Source organism: Xanthomonas sp. LMG 12462 (genome assembly GCF_009192885.1).
Lineage (GTDB): Bacteria > Pseudomonadota > Gammaproteobacteria > Xanthomonadales > Xanthomonadaceae > Xanthomonas_A > Xanthomonas_A sontii.
This window is the reverse complement of sequence record NZ_NMPP01000051.1, coordinates 18,575-38,682: the sequence shown is the minus strand read 5'-3', so window position 1 is coordinate 38,682 and position 20,108 is coordinate 18,575. Positions and strand designations below refer to the sequence as shown.

Here is a 20,108-nt window from a genome sequence, read left to right as displayed (position 1 = left end):
ATTCGCATCAGGCTTCACTGGCGACCCATCCCTTCACGACCTGCGCCACGCGCTTGGAATCCTGTTTGACCGCTTCGCGGGCCTGACGCAACCGTTCCTCGTAGGCGTCGGGCAGGGCGATGGCGGGGTTGCCGCCAGCGCCGCCGCTGAGGCTGGCGGTGTCCTCGCCCAGCGACGGCAGCAGCGGGTTGTCGTCGTCGAGCATCGACAGCTTGGCGTCGCGCGGCTCGTTGCCGTCGCGGTCGTGGCCCACCGACGCGGCCGGCGCCGGACCGGCGATCTGGCGCAGCGCCGGGCGCAGCACGCCGAACAGCAGCGCCAGCACCACCGCCGCACCCAGCACCAGACGCGCGACGTTCATCACCCGCGGATCTTCCCACCAACCGGGCTTGTCGGCCGCTTCCGGGGCCTGGCGGACGAACGGGGCGTTCATCACCGAGACGGTGTCGCCGCGTTCGGCGTTGAAGCCCACCGCCTGCTTGACCAGGCCTTCGATGCGGGTCAGCTCGGCGGCGCTGAGCGCCTGCTCGGTCATCTTGCCCTTGGCGCCCGGCCGCATCACGTGGTCCACCAGCACCGCCACCGAGACGCGCTTGATCCGCCCGGCCGGCTGCCGGGTGTGCTGCAGGGTGCGGTCCAGCTCGTAGTTGCGGGTGGCGCTCTTGGAGCTTTCGGTCGGGGTCGCGGCGGCGGCCTGCTGGGTGCCGGCGGTGCCCGCGGCGGGCGGGGCGCCGGTGGCGCCCGGCTGGCCCGGCGCGCTGCCCGGCGAGTTGCTGGTCGCGCCGGGCGCGCCCTGCGGACCGCTGGTGCTGGTGCTGCTGTCGCTGACCTGCTCGCTGCGCAGCTTCGGCGGGTCGCCGTTGTACAGCTCGCGCGCTTCCTCGACCACCGAGAAGTCCATGTCCACGTTCACTTCCGGGTTGACCCGGCCCGGGCCGGTCATCGGCTCCAGCAGTTCGCGGATGCGCTGGTTGTAGGCGCTTTCCTGGCGCCGCACCTGGTCGAACTGGGCGGCGTTGAGCGCGGCGTCGCTGTTGGGGTCGGCGATGGTCAGCATGCGCCCGCTCTGGTCGACCACGGTGACGCGGTCCGGCGCCAGGTCGGGGATGCTGGAGGCGACCATGTTGACGATCGCATCGACCTGGTTGCGTTCCAGGGTGGTGCCGCCGCGCAGTTCCAGCACCACCGAGGCGCTGGCGGCCTCGCGCTGGCGGGTGAACGCGCTCGGCTTGGGGATGGCCAGGTGCACCCGCGCCTCGCGCACCGGGCGCAGGCTGGCGATGGTGCGCGCCAGTTCGGTTTCCAGAGCGTGCTGGTAGCGCGCGTTCTCCACGAACTGGCTGACCCCGAAGCCGGGATCCTTCTCCATCACCTCGAAGCCCATGTTGCCGTTGTCGGTCAGGCCGGCGCCGGCCAGCTTCAGCCGCGCGTCGTACAGCTTGTCCTCCGGCACGGTGATCGCACCGGTGGCCTGGTCGAGCTTGAACGGAATCTGCGCGGTGCGCAGCAGATCGGTGGCCTCGGCCGTGCCCTTCTCGTCCAGGCCGGTGTACAGGGGCGTGTAGGCCGGCTTCTGCGACCAGAAGAACACGAACAGGCCGGCGGCCACGGCCACCGCGATCATCGCCATCAGGCCGATGCGCCGGGTGAGCTGCAGGCTCTGCAGGCGGTCGAACCAGGCCCCGGCCTTTTCGCTGTTGAATGTGTCTTTGCTGATCGCAAGCGCCATCGTCTTCTACCCTTACAGCGGCATGTTCATCACGTCCTGGTACGCCTGGACGAGTCGGTTGCGGACTTCCACGGTAGCGCGAAACGCCACCTGGGACTGTTGCGCGGCCAGCATCACCTTGGCCAGGTCGGCGCTGGGGTCGCCCAGTTCGAAGGCCTTGGCGAGGTCGCCGGACTTCTGCTGGGCCTCGTTCACGCCGCCGATCGCGTTGCGCAGGGTCTCGGTGAAGCTCGGGCCCTGCACGCCCTGGCTGCCGCCCAGGCCTTCGATCGCATTGCTGCGGCCGACATCGCCCACCCGCGTCTGCGCCGCCTGGCCGACCTGGCCCTGGTAGCTGCGGATCTGCGAAAGGATGGAGCTGATGGAGTCGCTCATACGGTGAAGTCCCTGCCGGGAGACGGCTTGCCCGTATGCAATGCAAGCGGTGTGCCGAAACGGCACTCACCTGTCGCGCAGCCTCCGGACAGGCATGCGCGGGGAAGGCCGGCACCCGGTGACGGGTTCCTGGCGCCGGCGGCACGGCCGGCACGGACCGCGCGCCGGCAAGGTGTCGGCAGGTTGACGCCGTGCGCCGCGTCACGGTCGGACGCGGGTGCCGCGCGGCGGCCTCACGGTGGACGAGGGGGCCGACTCAGTCCGGCAGCCAGGCCGCCCGCCACTCCTGCAGATTGGCGCCCTGCAGCAACCAGTCGCGCTGCACCGTCGCGCGCAGGGCCATGCCGGCGGCGGTGCGTGCGTCGGCGTCGGCCAGGTGCGCGCGGATCGCATTGACCCAGTCGCGAAAGCGATTCTTGACCAGGGTGACCGGCAGCGCGCCATCGCGGTAGGGCGGCAGCTCGCTGGCCACCACCGGATAGCCGCAGGCGCCGTACTCGAGCAGGCGCAGGTTGCTCTTGCAGCGATTGAACAGGTTGTCTTCCAGCGGCGCCAGCGCCAGGTCCAGGCCCAGTGCGGCCAGCGCCTGCGGATAGCGGGCGAAGTCCACGCCCGCGTGCACCTCGTGCACATGCCGGCGCAGCCGCTCCGGGCACAGGCCCATGAACACCCAGTGCACCTCGCCGGCCAGCGCCTGCACCACGTCGGCGATCAGTTCCAGGTCGCCGGTGTGGCTAAGCCCGCCGGCCCAGCCGACCCGTGGCTTGGCCGAGGCGGATGCCGCCGGCGGCGCCAGCGCGCCCCACAGCTGCGGCTCCAGCCGGTTGCGCACCACGCGGATGTCGCCGTGCAGGCCGGCCAGCGCCTCGGCCAGGTCCGGCGTGGAGACGGTGACCCGGTCCACCAGCGTGGCGGCGCGCCGCAGCGAGCGCAGCACGTCCTTGGGCATGTGCTCGCGATGCGCGCTCTTCAACGGCAGGTTCGGCAGGTAGTCGTCCAGCTCGTAGACCATGAAGGCGGGGCCGAAACGGCGCATGCGCTCCATCCGCGCCAGTTCCGCGTCGCCGACGCGGCGCTGCAGCACCACCACGTCGGCGCCGATGCGCTGCAGCTCCACCGGGTCGAGCAGGCGCGCGTAGTACAGGCCGTCGATCTGCGCGGCCGCGGCCAGCGCCTGGAATGGCTGGATCACCCGGTACTGGCCGCTGCCGAAGGTGTCGCCGGGATGGGCCAGCACCCGCGGCAGCGGTTTCCAGGCCAGCGGCTGCCAGGAGAATTCGGACTCGGTCAACTGGAAACCGCCGGGCCGGTCCAGGCCCAGGCTCGGCGAATACGCCGGATCCTGCGCCAGTGCCGGCAGCCAGCGCTGCAGCAGCGCCTCGTCGGCCGCCTCGCTGCGCGTGGCCGGGGCCGGCTGCAGCAGCAGCGCCTGCGGCGTCCACACGGTCCAGGCGCCTGTCGCCGCGGCGCGCAGGCACAGGTCCACGTCGGCGCCGCCGGCGGCGAAGCCGGCCGTGTCGAAGCCGGACAGGTGCTCGAACAGCGCCCGCCGCACCAGCAGGCAATGCGCCGACACCGCGCTGTAGCGGTGTGCCACCTGCAGCCGGCCCATGTAGCCCGGCTGCGCCATCGCCTCGCCGGCGAAGGCGTGGCCGGCGCCGGCCAGCAGGCCCGGCAGCAGGCCGGCATGGGTGATGCGGCCGTCGGCAGACACGCCCTTGGCGCCGACGATGCCGACTTCGGGCCGCTGCGCGTGGTTCATCAGTGCGTGCAGCCAGCCGTCCTGCACCGCGGCGCTGTCGGCGTCCAGGAACAAGAGGTACTCGCCTTGCGCCTGGGTGGCGGCGAGGTTGTGCGCCTCGGCCTGGCACACCCGCTGTTCCAGCGCGAACACGCGGATGCGGCCGTTGCCCAGCTCGGCCACGGCCTGCATCCACGCGGTGATCTCCGGGGCGTGGCTGGCGTTGTCCACCAGCAGCAGTTCGTAGGCGGGGTAGGCGGTCTGTTCGAGCAGGCTGACCACCGCGCGCTGCAGTGACGGCAGATTGTCCTGCGCCAACAGCACGATCGAGACCGGTGGCTGCGCGGGGTGGCCGTAGTCGATGCGGAACAGGCCGCCCGGCAACGGCTCGACCGTGGCCTGCGGATAGCCGCGGGCCTGCAGGTGCGCGGCGATCGCGCGCTGGCGAGCCGGACCGCCGGCCTCGGCGCTGGCCGGCGTGGCGACCAGCAGCGGCTCGGGCAGGTGCACGATGCCGTCGCCGCCGTCGCGCAGGAACAGGCGCAGGATCAGCTCGAATTCGCTGGCGCCGTCGTAGGCCGGATCGAAGCCGCCCAGCGCCTGCACCGTGGCGCGGCGGAACACCCAGTGCCCGGCGGTGACCAGCGGATTGCCCAACAGCAGGTCCAGGTCCGGGTCGGGCCGCAGCAGCGGCGCCAGGGTGTCCGCGTCCACGGCCAGCCATTCGTCCGCATACAGTGCGTTGCACTGCGGCTGCTGCGCCAGTTCCAGCAGGAGCCGCAGCAGGCCGCCGGCGTAGAAACGGCTGCCTGCGACCACGCGCAGGCACCAGTCGCTGGCCGGCGAGGCGTCCAGCGCGGCGGACAGCGCCGCGGCATCGGCCTCGGCCGGCAGCGGGGGCAGGATCCGGACCCGCGGGTCCGGCCACGCGGGGAGGGGGGCGTCGCCCAGCACCAGCGCCTGCACCTGCGCGAACGGCGCGCCCTCCAGCAGCAGGCTGTCCAGCGTGGCGTCCAGCGCGGCACGGTCGGCGCCGCGTGCGTCGACCAGCACGGCCAGCCGCGGCGCGCCGCCGAGGGCGTCCAGGCGCGCGTCGAGAAGGTCGCGTTGCGCGGGCGTCACCGTCCGCCGCGCCTGCCAGTCGTGCAGCGTCGCCTGTACGCAGACCCGCGCGTAGGCGTCCTGGATCGCCTGCAGCAGGTCCACCGGCGTGCCGGGGCCGCCGCCCAGCGGCGTCACCGTGACCTGGCGGACGTCGCCATCGCCGCGGTACCAGCCCATGGCGCGCACGCCCTGGCGGAAATTGGCGTGCCCCTGGTCGCCAATGCCGGGCTGGTCGCGGCCGGCCTGGCTGTATTGCTCCTCAGACACCCGGAAGCCGGTCAGCGGCTTTGCCAGCAGCGCCAGATGGCCGCGGTGCAGCAGCTTGGCGTACAGCGCCAGGTCGCCGACCCAGTTGATGACCTTGCCGGCCAGCGTCATCAGTTCGTCGCCGATCTCCAGCAGGTCGCTGCGCCGGCACAGCACGCAGCTGGGCTCGCCGACGAAGTTGATGGTGTGGTCGGCCAGGAACGACAGCAGCTCCGGCCCGTCCAGCAGCACATCGCCGGCGAACGGGAAGGCAGTGGCGTGGATGTCCTCCAGCGGCGCGCCGTGGCTGTCGATGCGCTGCCGCCGCGAGGACGCCAGCAGGACGTTCGGTGCACTCTGCATCGCCGCGACCAGCGCGGCCACGCAATCCGGCGCCAGCACGTCGTCGTCGTGCAGGAACTTGACGTACTCGCCCTGGGCAAGCGCGATGGCGCGCGCGGTGCTGCCGAGTTCGCCGTAGCGCTCCGGATTGCGGTGATAGCGGATCGGGAACGGGGCCATCGCGGCGCGGCGTTCCACCACCTCGGCGATCGCCTCGGTGGGGTTGTCGTCGCAGATGACCAGTTCCAGCGCCGGATAGGTCTGGGCCAGCACGCTGTCGAGCGCCTGCTCGAAGTAGCGCAGCTTGTAGGCCGGCATGACCACGCTGACCAGGGGCGGGTGGGGCATGAACGATGGACCGTGTCGAAGGGGGCGGATTCGGCAGCGAGCGCAGTCGCGATCGAGCGGAGCAATCCCCTGATGATGCAATAAGCATGCCGATAGATGTTTGCCGCGGTCCGCGCCGACGGGTTGGGCGTATCCACTGTGTGTAAACCCACTACGTTGTTCATTGGGATACGGGAGATGGGCGGCAGGTATCCGAGGCTGGCGTGAGGGCGCTGCCAGTTGTCGTGGTGCGCCCAGTCGGGGAAGGCATCGGCGCGCTGTTGGGAGTTGAGGTAAGGCCCCGCGTAGGTCCATTCGCCCAGGCTGGTCTGTACGAGTCGCTCGGCTTTGCCGTTGGTACGCGGGGTATAGGGCTTGGTGCGCAGGTGACGCATGCCGAGCCTGCGTACCAGGCCGCGGAAGCGACGGGATTCGTAGCAGGCACCATTTTCGGTTAGAACACGCTCGAAGCTGCCAGGCAATCTGACGGTAGTTTTGCCGGCAGCGGCGTTGCTCAAGTACCTGATCGACAATGGGCTGCGGGGTGGCGTGCGGGCAACGACGTGGCCGCGAGGGGCGATCCATCAGCCCTGGCGTCCCTTCTTCCTTGAATCGCCTGAGCCACTTGTAGGCCGTGCGCACGCTGACCCCTGCCGCATACGCCGCCGCCGCCACGCGCAAACCCTGCACCAGGATACGGTCCACCAGCAATGCTCGACCTCGCGGGCTCAAACCGCATGTTTATGCAGGTCCATCCTGGGCTCCGGGGGCTGGGTTGGCTTAGTAACCCCATCTTCCAGATCGGCCGCGGATGAACAGCCTGCTGAGAGATTACATGAGCTTCTTGTTAATGTTATTGATCGAAGTGAATGTGTCGCAAGCGGTCTATTTTTCTGAAAAAAATTTTTGCTAGGATCGATCCGTGGGCTCCATCGCAATGAGTCGCATCGCTCCTGATGCTGCTTGCGAGGCTGCTCGCATGGGGCGCTGCATGGCATGCTTGCACGATCAGCTCATGGCAGTTTTTCGGAGAAATTTCAACTGAACGACAGGGGGAATAATGATCATTGGTAAAATTGCAGCGATCGCCACACTCGCTTTGGCTGCCGGATCTGCGCAGGCATGGACATTGGTTTACGCGACCGATTCAAACGGGAACATATCGTCCGGATCGCTGCAAACCTTGCGCACCGCGGTGGATTCTGGGGCAAGTGTGAGAGTTTTGATTACGGCGCCAAACAATAATCCGGAGCATGTATGGGGTTTGCTATGCACGAATACCTCGCTGAGGCTGGATTCGTCGCAAGCCGTGGTGTGTTCGAGCGATCAGGACTTGTCAATGAATGTGGCAATGGGTTCGCAATTCGGTGCTGTGAGCAATCCTGCATATTCTGCGCACTTTTTGCTTAATACGTCAGGTCAGTTTGTTCAAGCAAATATCCGAGTTTCGAACGGGGAGTTGCTGTCGAATACGAAATATACGTATGCCATGCGCTGGTACGTTGAATGATTTTAATTTTCTTATGACATTGGGTGGCCTTTGAAGATGGTCTGATCAACGCCATTCGGAAAAGCTTACGGCGCTCGGGTCCTCAGTTTTTGCCGTTTCTGGCGCGTTTGCGGGGTGTTGCCTGGGTTACGTTACACAGGCACACCCTTTCCAATCGCTGGCATCGCCTGCTTTGCCCTTTGCCGCCATCGCCTCAAGCAACCGGTACTGCCCTGCGCATCGCTCGGAGGAGGATCGAGCGCGACGACCGCCTGGCGCGTCATCTATGGGTGATGTAGCTCAGTTACGCTTGAACGGCGCCGGGTAGACCCGCAGGGTGCGACCGCGCGATCTCCGAGCGACTCAATCGCGCCGCTGCGCATCGCCGTGTCATTCGACGTAGAGCACGGTGTCGTAGAAATAGAAAGCATACTGACGCAGGCGCAGCTTGGCGTCCGGTAGGATCCGGTCGAGTTCGGCGACGATGTCCAGCAGGTCGAGCGCATGGTGGTAGCAGGTGATGGCCATGCGCGGCCGGCAGCGCCCGATCAGCGCCGCGCCGCCGCGCAGCACCCTGGCCTCGGCGCCTTCCACATCCATCTTCAGGACACTGACCTCTTCGATCAGATCGTCCAGGCGCACGCCGTCCACGCGCGCGGCGCCGCTGCCGTCGATCCGGCTGCCCATGGTGCCCCGTGCGTCGAACGCCACCGGCCCGGCGACATCGCTGACGGCGGCGTTGTACAGGGTCGTGCGGCCGTCATCGTCTGCCAGCCCTTGCTGCAGGGCGGCGAAGTTCTCCGGATCCGGCTCGAAGGCATGGATGGCGGCGTAGCGGTGGCGCGATGCCGCACGAAACTTCTTGACCGTGTCGCCGCGATAGGCGCCGATATCCACGTAGTGTTCGCCCGCACCAATGCGTAGCGGATGCTCTACGGCCGAATACACCGAGTAGTACTCCTGCTCCATCGGGCACAGGACGTCCAGCAGCGGCTGCCGGTCGCCGTCCATGCGCATCTGCAGGATCGCGTCCAGCGTACGCACGCTCAGTGCATCGGCGAAGCGGCCGCGCATCGCGTCGAACTGCGCGGCGTGCGCCAGCGTCTGTTCCCGCGTCACCTGTCCGCTCTGATACACCAGCGGAATGTCCAGGGCGTACATCAACTGCGGCAGATCGACGCGACGACCGCTGCCCAGGCGCTGCAGTTGGTCGAAGTGCAGCCATGCGGTCGGCATGTAGGCGCAGTTGATCGTGGGCAATCCGGCCAGGTCCGGGTCGCGCAGGAAGGTCGCTGTCGGGCGCACGTCGTCGAAGCCCGCATCGGTGATGCGGCGTTCGTGAAACACATCGTCCAGGGCGACGATGCGGATGCCAGGGACGCGCTCGGCCAACAGCGCGGCGGCGCGGGCCGCGTACAGACCGCCGAGACTGGAACTGGGGGCCAGGAAGATCGCGCCGCTGGCGCGCTTGCAGGCATCGATCAGGTCGGCTTCGCGCTGACGCGCGGCCAGGTGGTCGGTCATGGGTCCACTCGAAAGGGCACGCGAAAGGAGGCGTGCGAATGCTGGAAAGACGGATAAGAGGGGCATGTCGCGTGGTAGCGCGATCAGGCCGCGCGGCGATTGCCGCCCGCGAGCGATCCTAGCGAAGCTAGTTGCGCCGGAAGCGTGCATGCATCCCAGCCCGGCGTGCTGTCGCACGTGGCGCCGCTTTTGGCAAAGTGAATCGGAGACGTCGGCACAGCGACGCCGCTTCCGTCACTGGCGGAACGTATAGTTGAACGGCACCGCGACTCGCGCGTTGGCGCGCGCCTGCATCAACGCAGGATGCGGGCGCCGCCAGGCATCAGCGCGTCATAGAAGCAGCGGTCCGGCAGCAGGTCCGGCACGGTGCCGGGCAGCAGCCATTCGCAGTGCCGGCCGATCTTCGCGTCGCTGCGGGTCATGCTGCCGCCGCCCAGGGTGCTGCCCTGGCCGATCTGGGTGCCGCGGCCGAGGTGGACGCCGGCATGCAGGGTGACGCAGGCGCCGACACGGACGTCCTGTTCGACGATCACCTGCCGTTCCAGCCAGCTGCCGGCGCCGATGCTGCTGCCGGCCGCGAGGTTGCAGCCCGGTCCGACGTGTACGTTGCCGAGCAGTCGCACGCCGTCGTCGACATGCGACTGCGGCCACACCAGATCGACGCTGCCGTAGCCCGCCAGGCGCACGTCGGCGAGCAGCTTGTGCCGCGACTGGTTGACTGCGCGCTCGTCCATCGCGACGAACACGTCGGTCGCGGCGGGCGCATGGCTGGCGTGCAGGGCGCCCAGGTCGAAGTTGTAGCGGTCAGGCGACTCCAGGGCGATGCCCACGTGCGCCAGGCCGCAGGCCTGTGCGGTGCGTTGCGCCTGCTCCAGCGCATGGCCCTGGCCGATCAGCACCAGCGTCTTCATGCCGGTTGCTCCAGCACATTGGCGCGGTACCACAGGTGCTGGCGCACCAGCTCGGTCTCGTAGTCGCCATGCATGAAGGAGCGCGAATGCGGGCCGAAACCAGCCTGCAGGCGTTCCAGCACCGCCGTGTCCTCGGCGATCACCTGGTGCTCGATGCGCATCAGCGTGCTCAACAGGGCGGTGAAATCGGTCCGCTCGCTTTTACGCCGGGCGGTGGCGACCCACAGGTGGTAGTCGGTCTCATCGGGCGAGACCGGGTCGTATTGCTGCAGCACGAAGGAGTCGCCGCGTACGCTGTAGAAGTTCACGTTCGGATACAGGAACCAGTTGTAGAACGCCGAGTCCTCGCCGTAGCGCTCGCACAGTGGCCGATACCAGTGATCCTGCACCGCGATCTCGGCCTTGGCCGGGAAGCTCAGCGCCTGCAGGGGGATCGGCGCGCCGCCGTGCAGCAGTTGTTCCACCACCGAGGGCACCTCGGCGGAGCGCTCGACATGCGCCGAGGGCTTGGGCGCGGCGGTCATCAACGGGTTGAAGGTCTTGGGATGGATGAACGGGATATGGTTGTAATCCTTCACGTTCTCCATATTGAGCTTCCAGTTGTAGCGCACCCGGTGGCAGCTGTAGATCAGCTGCGAGTCCACGTGCGATGCCGCCGCGCGCAGATCCTCCAGGAAGGCCGTCTCGAACTGCTCCTCCAGTGGAAGCGGCTGCTCGGCCATGTTCACGAACAGCAGTTCGCCGACCTGCTGCACATGCAGCCTGGTCAGGCAGATGCCGGCCTTCTCCTCGGCAGTGAACTGGTACAGCCCGGAATTGGGCAGCCCTCGCAACTCACCCTCGGCGCCGAACGACCAGGCGTGGTACGGGCACACCAGCGGGCGCTTGCCGTGCGATTCGGTCTGGATCGCCGATTGCCGGTGCGGACACTGGTTGAGGAAGGCGCGGATGCCGGCCTCGGTGCGCTGCACCAGCACCGGCACCCCGGCAATCTGCCTGGCGAAGAACTGATTGCGCTCGCGCACCATCGAGGCGAAGCCGGCGAAGATCCACAGTGTGCCGAACAGGCGCTGTTGTTCCAGGCGCAGGCTGTGCGGGCTGATGTAGTGCTCGGCGTCGAGGGCGTGGCGGGTCATGCGGAACGGCGTCCTGGGGGCGGGGTCAACGGCTGAAGATGGTCCGTGCCGGATTCCCGGCGACGGTGACGTTGGGCGGCACGTCCTTGACCACCACGCTGCCGGCGCCGATCACCGCGCCGTCGCCGATCGCGATGCCGGGCAGGATGGTGGCGTGCGGGTGGATGACCACATCGTGGCCGATGCGCGCGCCGCCGCCGACGAACACGAAGTTGCCGATCTGCACGTAGTCGCCGATCACCACGTCGTGGCCGACGATGGTGGTGGCGAGGATGGTGACGAATTCGCCGATGCGGCTGTCGGCGCCGATCGACACGCCGACCTCGAACAGGCTGCCGCGCCCGATCGGCGTCTCTGAGGCCTCGCGCAGGCGTGGCCGCAGCACCATGAAGTCGGCGCCGCGCGCCAGCAACGGCTGGCTGTAGCGGCGGCGCGCGGCCGGATCGCCGAGCGCGCAGACGAACAGGTCGCCGGGCACCGGCTGATAGGTGTCCGGGTCGCCCAGCAGCGGCCAGCGCAGGCCGGCGCCGAGCGCGCTGCGGCTGTCGAGGAAACCCTTGATGTCCCAGGCCTGGCCATGGCCTGGATCGTCGTTGCAGGCCATCGCCGCGACGCCGCGGCCGAAACCGCCGGCACCGACGATCAGGACATGTTGCGGAGGCGCAGCGCTCATGCGAACTCCACGCCGCCGTCCATGCTGAAGGCCTGGCCGGTGACCTTGCTGCTGGCGTCGGAGAGGAAGTACAGGCAGGCCAGGGCCACGTCCTCGGGGTCGCCGATGCCCAGCGGATAGCGCTTGCGGCTCTCCTCGAACCAGGCCTTGTCCTCGTTGATCAGAGTGGTCTCGACCAGACCTGGGCACAGCGCGTTGGCGCGGATCTGGCGCCGCGCCAGTTCCAGCGCCAACGGCCGCAGCATGCCGATCAGTGCCGCCTTGGAGCCGGCGTAGGGGCCGACGCCGACGGTGCCGGTCAGCGCGGCGATCGAGGCGAGGAACACGATGGAGCCGCCGGGGCGCAGCGCCTGGCGCGCGAGCAGGTGGCGGGTCAGCATCGTCGGCGCCACGTAGTTGATCGTCATCACCTCGGTGAGGAAACGCTCGCTGACCAGCTTCATCGGCGACAGGCCGCGGATGCCGGCGCTGTGCACCACGCCGTCCAGCGGCCCGCTCTCGGCGGCCAGGCGCTGCACGGTGGCGGCGTCGCACAGGTCGCCGGCGAACAGGCGGTGGTCGTCGCCCGGCAAGGCGTCGAGCAGGGCCTGCAGTCGATCAACGTCGCGACCGGCGACGAGCAGGCGTGCGCCGGCGCCGGCGCAGGCCTTGGCGACCGCCTCGCCGATACCTTTGGAGGCGCCGGTCACCAGGATGCGCTTGCCGTGCACGCCGTACAGCGTCTGCAGCAGCGCGGCGGGCGTTTCCGCAACGGACATGGGGGTCTCCGGGCTCATAGGCGGATCGGCAGGGACAGCCCGCCGTCGATGGTCAGGGTGCTGCGGGTGATCCAGCGGCTGGCGTCGGACAGCAGGTAGACCGCGCCATTGGCGACGTCGGCCGGGTCGATGCGGCCCAGCGGGGTCAGGGCGATCTTGTCGTCCATGTCCGCGGTGCTGCCGAGCCTGCTCAGCATCGGCGTGTCGACGTAGCCTGGAGCGATGCAGTTGGCGCGGATGCGGTGCCGGGCCTGTTCCAGCGCGAAGGAGCGTACCGCGGCCTCCAGCGCGGCCTTGGACCCGGCGTAGCCGGCGCTGGCCTGCGGCGCCGCGCGCGCGGTCAGCGCCGAGACGTAGACCAGCGAGGCGCCCTCGTGCAGCCGGCGCTTGGCCAGCAACTGTTGGGTCAGGATGACCGGCGCCAGGTAGTTCACCGACAGCATCTGCTGCAGGTGCTTCTCGGCGGCCATCCGGAACGGCACCAGCGCGGCGATGCCGGCGCACGAGGCCAGGCCGTGGTAGCGCTCGGCCGCTTCCAGCAAGGCCGTGCGGGTGGCGTCCTCGGTGAGGTCGCCGACGACGCTACGGTGGCCCTCGCCAGGGAGCGCCGCGGCGACCGCCTGCAGACGTTCCGCATCGCGTCCGTTGAGGACCAGCGTCGCGCCCAGGCGCGCGCACAGCGCGGCCACGGCGGCGCCGATGCCCGAAGAGGCACCGGTCACCAGGATGGTCTTGCCCTGCAGCCCGAAGGCATCGGTCGTTGCAACAGGCGCCATCGTCAGGACTCGATCAGGTCGGGGAACACCGCACCGTCGATATCGACCAGGCAGGTGCCCCAGGACAGGCCGATGCCGAAGCCGCACAGCAGCACGCGCTTGCGGCTCTCTTCCAGTTGCTTGTTGATCCGCGCGGTCATGGTCACCGGCAGCGAGGCGCCGCTGGTGTTGCCGAAATCGTGCAGGGTGGAGGGCACCTTTTCCGGCGGCAGGCCGAGCTTCTTGCGGATGGTCTCGTTGATCATCCGGTTGGCCTGGTGGAACACGAAGTAGTCGATCTCGTCCTTGGACACGCCGCTGTAGTCGAGCAGCTTCTGCACCGCTGGCGGAACCCGCTGGGTGGAGAAACTCAGCACCGCCACGCCGTCCAGCTGCAGGTCCACGCCACGGTGCCAGTGGTCGTTCTCGTCGGCGCGATACGGGATCAGGTGCTGCACCCCGACCGGCTCGCGATGGCCGCCGACCGGCAGGATGATCGCGCGATAGCCGCTGCCGTCGCTGTTGAGGTCGAAATGCATCGGCGCCGCGTCGGCACTGAACTCCAGCGCGGTGGCGGTGCCGGAATCGGAGAAGATCGGATCGTCGAAGGTGGCGCTGCGGTCGCCCACCAGCAGCAGGCCTTTCTTGACCCCGCCGGCGGCGATCATCGAGCCGAGCAGGTTGATGCCGAACGGGTAGGCCGAGCAGCCCAGGTTGACGTCGAACGCCACCGTGGCGTGCGACAGGCCCAGGCGGTCCTGCAGGATGATCGCCGTGGCCGGGATCGGGTAGTCCGGCGACTGGGTGACCACGATCAGCGCATCGACCTCCTCGCGCTGCCACTGCAGGCGCTCCAGCAGCACCTGCGCCGCGTCGAAGGCCAGGTCGGAAAAGCACTGCCAGTCCGCGGCCATGCGCCGGGTGTGGATGCCGATGTTGCGCACCAGCCGCTCGCGCTCGGAGCGGATCTGCGGCCGGCAATCGGTGAGGTTGGAGACGACGCGCCTGGGCACGCAGGTCGCCATGCCGGCGAAGCGCACGTTGTGCAACGTGGAGGTCGGCATGCTATGCCTCGGTCAGCTGATAGAGATCGCCCAGGGTGACCACGGCGGCCAGGTGCTCGCCGGTGATGGTCTTGCCGTACTCCATGTCGAACATCACGATCACGCCCAGCGCGGCCAGCGAATCCCATTCGGGCAGCTCGCGCAACACCGTGTCCATGGTCACCTCGACCGGATTCTGGAAATCCGTGGCCGACAGGAAATTCTCGATAAACGTCTCTTGGCTCATGCTGCGGGTTCCACGGGTTGGGCGAAGGAGGGAGGGACCAGGGTGCGACGGGAATCGGACGCGGGCATGACGCCGCCCGCCGCGGCGATCAGGTCGACGATGGCGTCCACCTGCTCGGCCGCCAGTCCGGGAAAGATCGGCAGGCACAGCACGCGCTCGGCCATCTGCCGCGCCACCGGCAGGCCGGCCGGGGCCGAGGAGGGCAGGCCGCGGTACATCGGGAAGTCGCTGATCAGTGGGTAGAAATAGCGGCGCACCAGAATGTCGTGGCTGCGCAGCAGCCGGTGCAGTTCATCGCGCACCAGCGGGAAGGCGTCCTCGACCAGGATCGGGAACGAAGCGTAGTTGGACAGTCCCGGTTCCCGCGGCGCCAGGCAGCGGATCCCCGGCACCTGCGCCAGGCGCCGACGGTACTGCGCGTCGATCGCCCCGCGCTGCGCCAGTGCGTCGTCGATGTGCTGCAGTTGCAGCAGCCCGAAGGCGGCGTTGATCTCGCTCATCTTGCCGTTGATGCCGGTGGCCACCACCGTGGTCTCGTCGACGAAGCCGAAGTTCTTCAGGCGGCTGATGCGCTGGTAGGTCTTGGCGTCCGGGCAGACGATGGCGCCGCCCTCGAAGGTGTTGAACACCTTGGTGGCGTGGAAGCTGAGCACGCTGAGGTCGCCGTGGCGCAGGATCGAGCCGCCGGCGTCCTTGACCCCAAACGCATGCGCGGCGTCGTAGATGACCTTGAGGTTGTAGGTATCGGCGATGCGCTCGATCGCGGCGGTGTCGCAAGGCGTGCCGTAGCAGTGCACCGGCATGATCGCGGTGGTGTGCGGGGTGATCGCCGCCTCGATCTTGAGCGGATCCAGGTTCATGGTCTGCGGATCGATGTCCACGAACACCGGCTTGATGCCGCGCCACAGCAGCGAATGCGCGGTGGCGACGAACGAGTATGGCGTGGTGATCACCTCGCCGGTGATGCGCAGCGCCTGCAGCGCGGTCAGCAGCGCCAGGGTGCCGTTGGTCAGCAGCGCCAGGTGGTTGACCCCCAGATACTCGGCCAGCGCCTTCTCCAGTGCGCGGTGCATGTCGCCGCCGTTGGTCAGGATGCGGCTGCGCCAGATCTGCTCCAGGTAGGGGACGAACGCCTCCAGGGGCGGCAGCAGCGGACTGGTGACGGGGATGGACATGGGACCTGCCTGGCGACGGGTGGAAGTCCCCGGTGCGGAACGTGCCGCCCGGTGCTGTGGAAACGTGAAGCAAGCCACATGCCAAAGGTGCCTGTCCACTGCCGGCGGTGCCGATCGGGATGCGGTGCAGGCGAAACCTGGCTTGGCCGCCGCGAGCGCGCACGCTGCGACAGCGCCCGCGTCGGGCCGGCAGGTGGCGGGGAAAGGGAAGAGGGCGTGGCGTTCCGAGGGACAAGGGGCGCGTCGGGTGCGGCCGCACCCGACGCCGTGCGCCGGCTCAACTCGCCAGTTAGCTCGCCAGTTCGGTCTGGTCGCGGTCGATGCCGTACTTGCGCAGCTTCTCGACCAGGGTGGTGCGCCGCAGGCCCAGCAGCTGCGCCGCATGCGCGACCACGCCCTGGGTGCGCTCCAGCGCCTCGTTGATCAGCGCCAGCTCGATGTTGGCCATGTGCCCGCGCAGGTCCAGGCCACTTTCCGGCAGCGTCGCCACGGCCTGGGTCGGCGCATCCGCGTCCGTCCCCGGCTTGCCGCCGACGTGCAGGTCGACCACGTTGGGTACCCGCCGCGGATCCGTTGCGATCGGCGCCGGCGGGGCCGAGACGTCGATGGACGAGGCGAAGTCGCCGCGGTAGCGTGCCGGCAGGTCCTGCACCCGCACCAGGCCGCCCGGGTGCAGCACCGCCAGGCGCTCGACCAGATTGGTCAGCTCGCGCACGTTGCCCGGCCACTCGTAGCTGCGCAGCGCCTGCAAGGCCTCTTCGGAGAAGCGCACTTCGCCGCGCCCGGTCCGCGCCAGTTGCGCGGCGATGGTGTGCACCAGCGCCGGCAGGTCGTCGCTGCGTTCGCGCAGCGCCGGCATCTCGATCGGGAACACGTTGAGCCGGTAGAACAGGTCCTCGCGGAACTGGTTGCCGGCGATGCGTTCTTCCAGGTTGCGGTGGGTCGCGGCGATCACCCGCACGTTGCAGCGGATCGTGACGTTGCCGCCGACCCGCTCGAAGCTACGCTCCTGCAGGACGCGCAACAACTTGACCTGCATCGGCAGGCTCATGTCGCCGATCTCGTCGAGCAACAGGGTGCCCCCCTCGGCCATCTCGAAACGGCCCTTGCGCGCGCTCAGCGCGCCGGTGAACGAACCCTTTTCGTGGCCGAACAGTTCGCTTTCCAGCAGATCCGGCGGAATTGCGCCGCAGTTGATCGCCACGAACGGACCGTCGCGGCGCGGCGACTGCTGATGGATCGCCCGCGCCACCACTTCCTTGCCGGTGCCGGACTCGCCCAGCACCAGCACGGTGGTGTCGAAGGCGGCGACCTGGTCGATCAGCCGGCGCAGGCGGGTCACCGCCGCGCTGGTACCGGTCGGGCCGTTGTCCTGCGCGGCACCGGCCTGGTGCTCGGCATCCAGGCGCTTGAGGCTGGCGCGGCGCAGCAGGGTTTCCAGCTGCGCGTGGCGCAGCGGCGCTTCCAGCTGCCACACGTTGGCTTCGTGCAGGCCATGGCGCTGCGCGAAGGCCTGCGCATCGCCGTTGAGCAGCAGCACCGGCGGCGGCAGCGAACTGCGCGCCACCCAGCCGAAGAAGGCATCGGCCTGGTCCTGGTCGTCGAGCCCGCCGACCAGGATCGCCATCCACTCGGTCTGCCGATGCCGGCCGGGCTGGACGTCCGCCACGTCGGTGACCCAGCGCGGGTTGAGGTCCATGAATTCGAGCAGGCTGACGGTCCGCTCCGCGCGCACCGCGTCGTCATCGATCACCAGGATCCGCGATTCGCTCATGCCGGCACTCCTTCGGTCCGAAGCCCCTCCAGGATCGGCATTACTTCCTGGATGTAGGACAGCTTGCTGACGAAGTTGTCGGCACCGGCGCGCATGGCGTGCTCGCGGTGCTCGGCATCGTCGAAATGGCTGGCGATCACGATGTAGGGCGCCTGATCCTGGGTCTTGATCAGGCGCGTGGCCTGCAGACCGCCCATCTCGGGCATGGCCAGGTCCATCAGCACCACCTGCGGGCGCAACGACTCGGACCGCTCGATGGCCTCCAGGCCATTGGCGGCGCTGCCGATCACTTCCATCCAGTCGAGCTTGCGGAAGTGGCGCATGGCGGCGTTGATGAAACCTTCGTGGTCGTCGACCAGAAGCACGGACAGTTTGTTCATATGCGTCGTTTTTCCTTAGCCCGCACGGGCCAGCAGCGGTTTGCTGCCGCGGCGGCGTTCGCGTGCGGGAGCGATGTCCAATTGTTCACGATACTTGGCGACTGTGCGCCGTGCCACGTTCACGCCCTGTCGCGACAGCAGCCCGGCGATGGCCTCGTCGGCCAGCGGCCGCCCCGCCGGCTCGGATTCGATCAGGCGCCGGACCATGGCGCGCACCGCCTGGCCGGACACCGCCGCGCCTTCCAGGCGCACGGCGAAGAAGTGCTTCAGCTCGAACGTGCCGCGCGGGGTCTGCAGGTACTTGCCGGTGGTGATGCGGGAAATGGTCGACTCGTGCATGCCGATCGCCTCGGCCACTTCCTTCAGGGTCAGCGGCGCCATCGCTTCCTCGCCCTTGACCAGGAACGCCGACTGGCGCTCGACGATGGCGCGGGTGGTGCGCAGCAGGGTCTCGTAGCGCATCGACAGGCCGCGGGTCAGCCAGCGCGCTTCCTGCAGCATTTCGCGCAGCGGTTGCGCGGCGTCGCCGGCCTCGGCCAGGGCGCGCTCGTGCATCGGGTTGACGGTGACGCGGTGGGTGGTGGCCGGGTTCAGCGCCACCCGCCAGGTGCCGTCGGCATGCCAGGCGACCACGTCCGGCAGCACATGGCCCAGATCCTGCGGCTGCAGGCTGTCGCCGGGGCGCGGCTGCAGCGACAGGATCAGCCGCACCGCCTCGCGCACGTCGTCGGTCTCGGCGTCGAGCTGGCGACCGAGCAGGGCGTAGTCGTGGCTGGCGAGCAGGTCGAGGTCGCCGGCGAGGATGCGCGCGGCCAGGTGGCGGCCGGGCACGCGGCCGGGCAGGTCGCTCAGCTGCGCCTGCAGGCACTCGCGCAGGTCGCAGGCGCCGAGGCCGCCCGGGTCGCCATGCAGCAGGCGCTGGCGGACGGCTTCGGCCTGCGCCACCGACAGGCCCAGCCGGGCGCTGGCCAGTTGCTGCAGGGTGTCGAGCGGGCCGTCCAGGTAGCCGGCATCGTCGCAGTGTTCCAGCCAGAACGCGGCCGCCGCCAGTTCCGCCGCCGGCAGTTCCAGGGCCAGCCGCTGCAGCACGCGCAGGTGCGGATCGGTCGACTCGCCCGCGGCGATGCGCTGCATGCGGTCGTCTTCGCCGTCGTTCCAGCCGGCGGCCGGGATGTCCCACATCGAGGATTCGGGCAGTTCGTCGAATGCCGCGGTTTCCAGCGCGGCGTCTTCATGCTTGACCACCGGCTCGATCACGCCCTCGGGCTCTTCCAGCTCGAGCAATGGATTGGTCTCCAGTGCGCGGCGGATTTCCAGTTCCAGTTGCATGCCATCGAGCTGCAGCAGCCGGATCGACTGCAGCAGTTGCGGGGTCAGATGCAGTTGCTGGCCCAGTTGGGCGGAAACGGTCGGCTTCATGCGGACTTCCTCGGTTCGGCGCCAACCCTCTGGCGCCCGTGGAACGCATAGTGCTTGTCGCCCGACGGTAACAGAATCGGGGTGTTCCTGAGTAGGGTAGTCAAATTCCCGACAGGGTGTCAGGGATTTCCCGACATGCGGCGCGTGGGCGCCGGACAGTCGACGGCGAAATGCCTGATGCAGCGTGGTCCGGCGGAAGCGTCACGCCTGCTGACCGATTAAGGCAAGCGCCATGCCAATGTCCCGTGTCGGGATGCCGTCCCCAGTTCAGCTCAGCTCGCCCTGGTGGCGTGCGGCCAGCAGGACCAGATCGTTGGCGCGGCGGCAGCCCAGCGATTCCATCATCCGCGCGCGGTGGGTCTCGACGGTCTTGACGCTGATGCCCAGGTCCGAGGCGATTTCCTTGTTGCTCTGGCCGCGGCCGATCTGGCGCAGGATCTCGCGCTGCCGCGGCGACAGTGCGGCGATGCCGACCGGGCGCTCGCGGCCGAGCATCGGCGCGATCATCTTGGAGGAGATCTGCGGGCTCAGGAACACCTGGTTGGCGCTGGCCGCGCGCAACGCCAGCTCCAGCTCCAGCGGGGCGGCGTCCTTGACCACGAAGCCGGTGGCGCCGCGGTCCAGCGCATCGCGCACATGCACCGGGTCGTCGTGCATCGACATCATCACCACCCGGGTCTTGGGCGAGCTGTGCAGCACGTCGGTGAGCGCGTCCAGGCCGCTGCGCCCCGGCAGGGACAGGTCCATCAGCACCAGGTCGGGGCGGTGCAGGGTGGCCAGGTCCACGGCCTGTTGCGCGTTGCTGGCCTCGGCGACCACGTCGACGTCCGCAAACGTCTGCAGCAGCCGGCTCAGGCCGGCGCGTACCAGGGTGTGATCGTCGACGATGATGACTCGCACGGTGCAGGTCCTTCTATTCAGAGCCGCACATTAGCCGAGCCGCCCGCCGCCGCCAACCTC

General features: G+C 68.7%; 17 protein-coding genes and 1 pseudogene. 1 reads left to right on the top strand and 17 read right to left on the bottom strand.

From position 1 onward, the window contains the following. Window positions 1-7: 7 nt before the first annotated feature. The 4 genes and pseudogenes from fliF to CEK69_RS13660 form a co-directional block, all read right to left on the bottom strand. The gene (gene fliF, locus CEK69_RS13675; RefSeq protein ID WP_043091960.1) at window positions 8-1,729 is read right to left on the bottom strand and encodes a flagellar basal-body MS-ring/collar protein FliF; all 1,722 of its coding nucleotides are present in this window, start codon (window positions 1,727-1,729) and stop codon (window positions 8-10) included. Between the two features lie 12 nt (window positions 1,730-1,741). Continuing rightward, entirely contained in the window at window positions 1,742-2,104 is a 363-nt protein-coding gene (gene fliE / locus CEK69_RS13670) for a flagellar hook-basal body complex protein FliE (protein WP_010341655.1), read from the bottom strand. Between the two features lie 256 nt (window positions 2,105-2,360). Beyond that, window positions 2,361-5,885: a glycosyltransferase gene (locus tag CEK69_RS13665; RefSeq protein WP_152246140.1), complete on the bottom strand. Its 3,525-nt coding sequence runs from the start codon at window positions 5,883-5,885 to the stop codon at window positions 2,361-2,363. Between the two features lie 137 nt (window positions 5,886-6,022). Further along, window positions 6,023-6,619, bottom strand: a pseudogene (locus tag CEK69_RS13660) (leucine zipper domain-containing protein); the annotation flags it as partial. A gap of 305 nt (window positions 6,620-6,924) precedes the next feature. On the opposite strand from CEK69_RS13660, the gene CEK69_RS13655 reads away from it, so the two are divergent. Then, window positions 6,925-7,374, top strand: coding sequence for a hypothetical protein (locus CEK69_RS13655; RefSeq protein WP_152239298.1), 450 nt, complete (start codon window positions 6,925-6,927; stop codon window positions 7,372-7,374). Window positions 7,375-7,743: 369 nt separating this feature from the next. Here the strand turns inward: CEK69_RS13655 and CEK69_RS13650 are convergent, their stop codons facing one another. The 13 genes from CEK69_RS13650 to CEK69_RS13590 all read right to left on the bottom strand — a co-directional run bounded on the left by CEK69_RS13650 (window position 7,744) and on the right by CEK69_RS13590 (window position 20,048). After that, window positions 7,744-8,877 carry an FkbM family methyltransferase gene (locus tag CEK69_RS13650; protein ID WP_152246138.1) on the bottom strand — a complete coding sequence of 378 codons (1,134 nt, stop codon included), beginning with the start codon at window positions 8,875-8,877 and terminating at the stop codon, window positions 7,744-7,746. A 293-nt stretch (window positions 8,878-9,170) separates the two neighbouring features. Further along, complete coding sequence (locus tag CEK69_RS13645) at window positions 9,171-9,788, bottom strand: acetyltransferase (RefSeq protein ID WP_017912569.1); 618 nt, start codon at window positions 9,786-9,788, stop codon at window positions 9,171-9,173. Then, a complete protein-coding gene (locus CEK69_RS13640) occupies window positions 9,785-10,924 on the bottom strand; it encodes an aromatic ring-hydroxylating dioxygenase subunit alpha (RefSeq protein WP_152246136.1) in 1,140 nt (379 codons plus the stop codon). Before CEK69_RS13640 ends, CEK69_RS13645 begins: the two co-directional genes overlap by 4 nt. Window positions 10,925-10,949: 25 nt before the next feature. Next, the gene (locus CEK69_RS13635; RefSeq protein ID WP_026144293.1) at window positions 10,950-11,597 is read right to left on the bottom strand and encodes a NeuD/PglB/VioB family sugar acetyltransferase; all 648 of its coding nucleotides are present in this window, start codon (window positions 11,595-11,597) and stop codon (window positions 10,950-10,952) included. Beyond that, window positions 11,594-12,355 (bottom strand): SDR family oxidoreductase, encoded by a 762-nt coding sequence (locus CEK69_RS13630; protein WP_017908527.1) that lies wholly within the window; start codon window positions 12,353-12,355, stop codon window positions 11,594-11,596. The genes CEK69_RS13635 and CEK69_RS13630 overlap by 4 nt, the downstream gene beginning before the upstream one ends. A 14-nt stretch (window positions 12,356-12,369) precedes the next feature. Continuing rightward, window positions 12,370-13,131, bottom strand: coding sequence for an SDR family oxidoreductase (locus CEK69_RS13625; RefSeq protein WP_017908528.1), 762 nt, complete (start codon window positions 13,129-13,131; stop codon window positions 12,370-12,372). Between the two features lie 2 nt (window positions 13,132-13,133). Continuing rightward, window positions 13,134-14,174: a ketoacyl-ACP synthase III gene (locus CEK69_RS13620; protein ID WP_152246134.1), complete on the bottom strand. Its 1,041-nt coding sequence runs from the start codon at window positions 14,172-14,174 to the stop codon at window positions 13,134-13,136. A gap of 1 nt (window position 14,175) precedes the next feature. Next, entirely contained in the window at window positions 14,176-14,400 is a 225-nt protein-coding gene (locus CEK69_RS13615; protein ID WP_017908530.1) for an acyl carrier protein, read from the bottom strand. Continuing rightward, the gene (locus tag CEK69_RS13610) at window positions 14,397-15,575 is read right to left on the bottom strand and encodes a DegT/DnrJ/EryC1/StrS family aminotransferase (RefSeq protein ID WP_150411150.1); all 1,179 of its coding nucleotides are present in this window, start codon (window positions 15,573-15,575) and stop codon (window positions 14,397-14,399) included. The genes CEK69_RS13615 and CEK69_RS13610 overlap by 4 nt, the downstream gene beginning before the upstream one ends. A gap of 289 nt (window positions 15,576-15,864) precedes the next feature. Further along, the gene (locus CEK69_RS13605) at window positions 15,865-17,349 is read right to left on the bottom strand and encodes a sigma-54 dependent transcriptional regulator (protein ID WP_017916430.1); all 1,485 of its coding nucleotides are present in this window, start codon (window positions 17,347-17,349) and stop codon (window positions 15,865-15,867) included. Continuing rightward, on the bottom strand, window positions 17,346-17,729 hold the full coding sequence (locus CEK69_RS13600; protein WP_010341669.1) for a response regulator transcription factor: 384 nt from the start codon (window positions 17,727-17,729) through the stop codon (window positions 17,346-17,348). The genes CEK69_RS13605 and CEK69_RS13600 overlap by 4 nt, the downstream gene beginning before the upstream one ends. A 15-nt stretch (window positions 17,730-17,744) precedes the next feature. Beyond that, complete coding sequence (gene rpoN, locus CEK69_RS13595; protein ID WP_152246132.1) at window positions 17,745-19,148, bottom strand: RNA polymerase factor sigma-54; 1,404 nt, start codon at window positions 19,146-19,148, stop codon at window positions 17,745-17,747. 267 nt (window positions 19,149-19,415) lie between these two features. Continuing rightward, on the bottom strand, window positions 19,416-20,048 hold the full coding sequence (locus CEK69_RS13590) for a response regulator transcription factor (protein ID WP_017908534.1): 633 nt from the start codon (window positions 20,046-20,048) through the stop codon (window positions 19,416-19,418). Window positions 20,049-20,108: the final 60 nt, after the last annotated feature.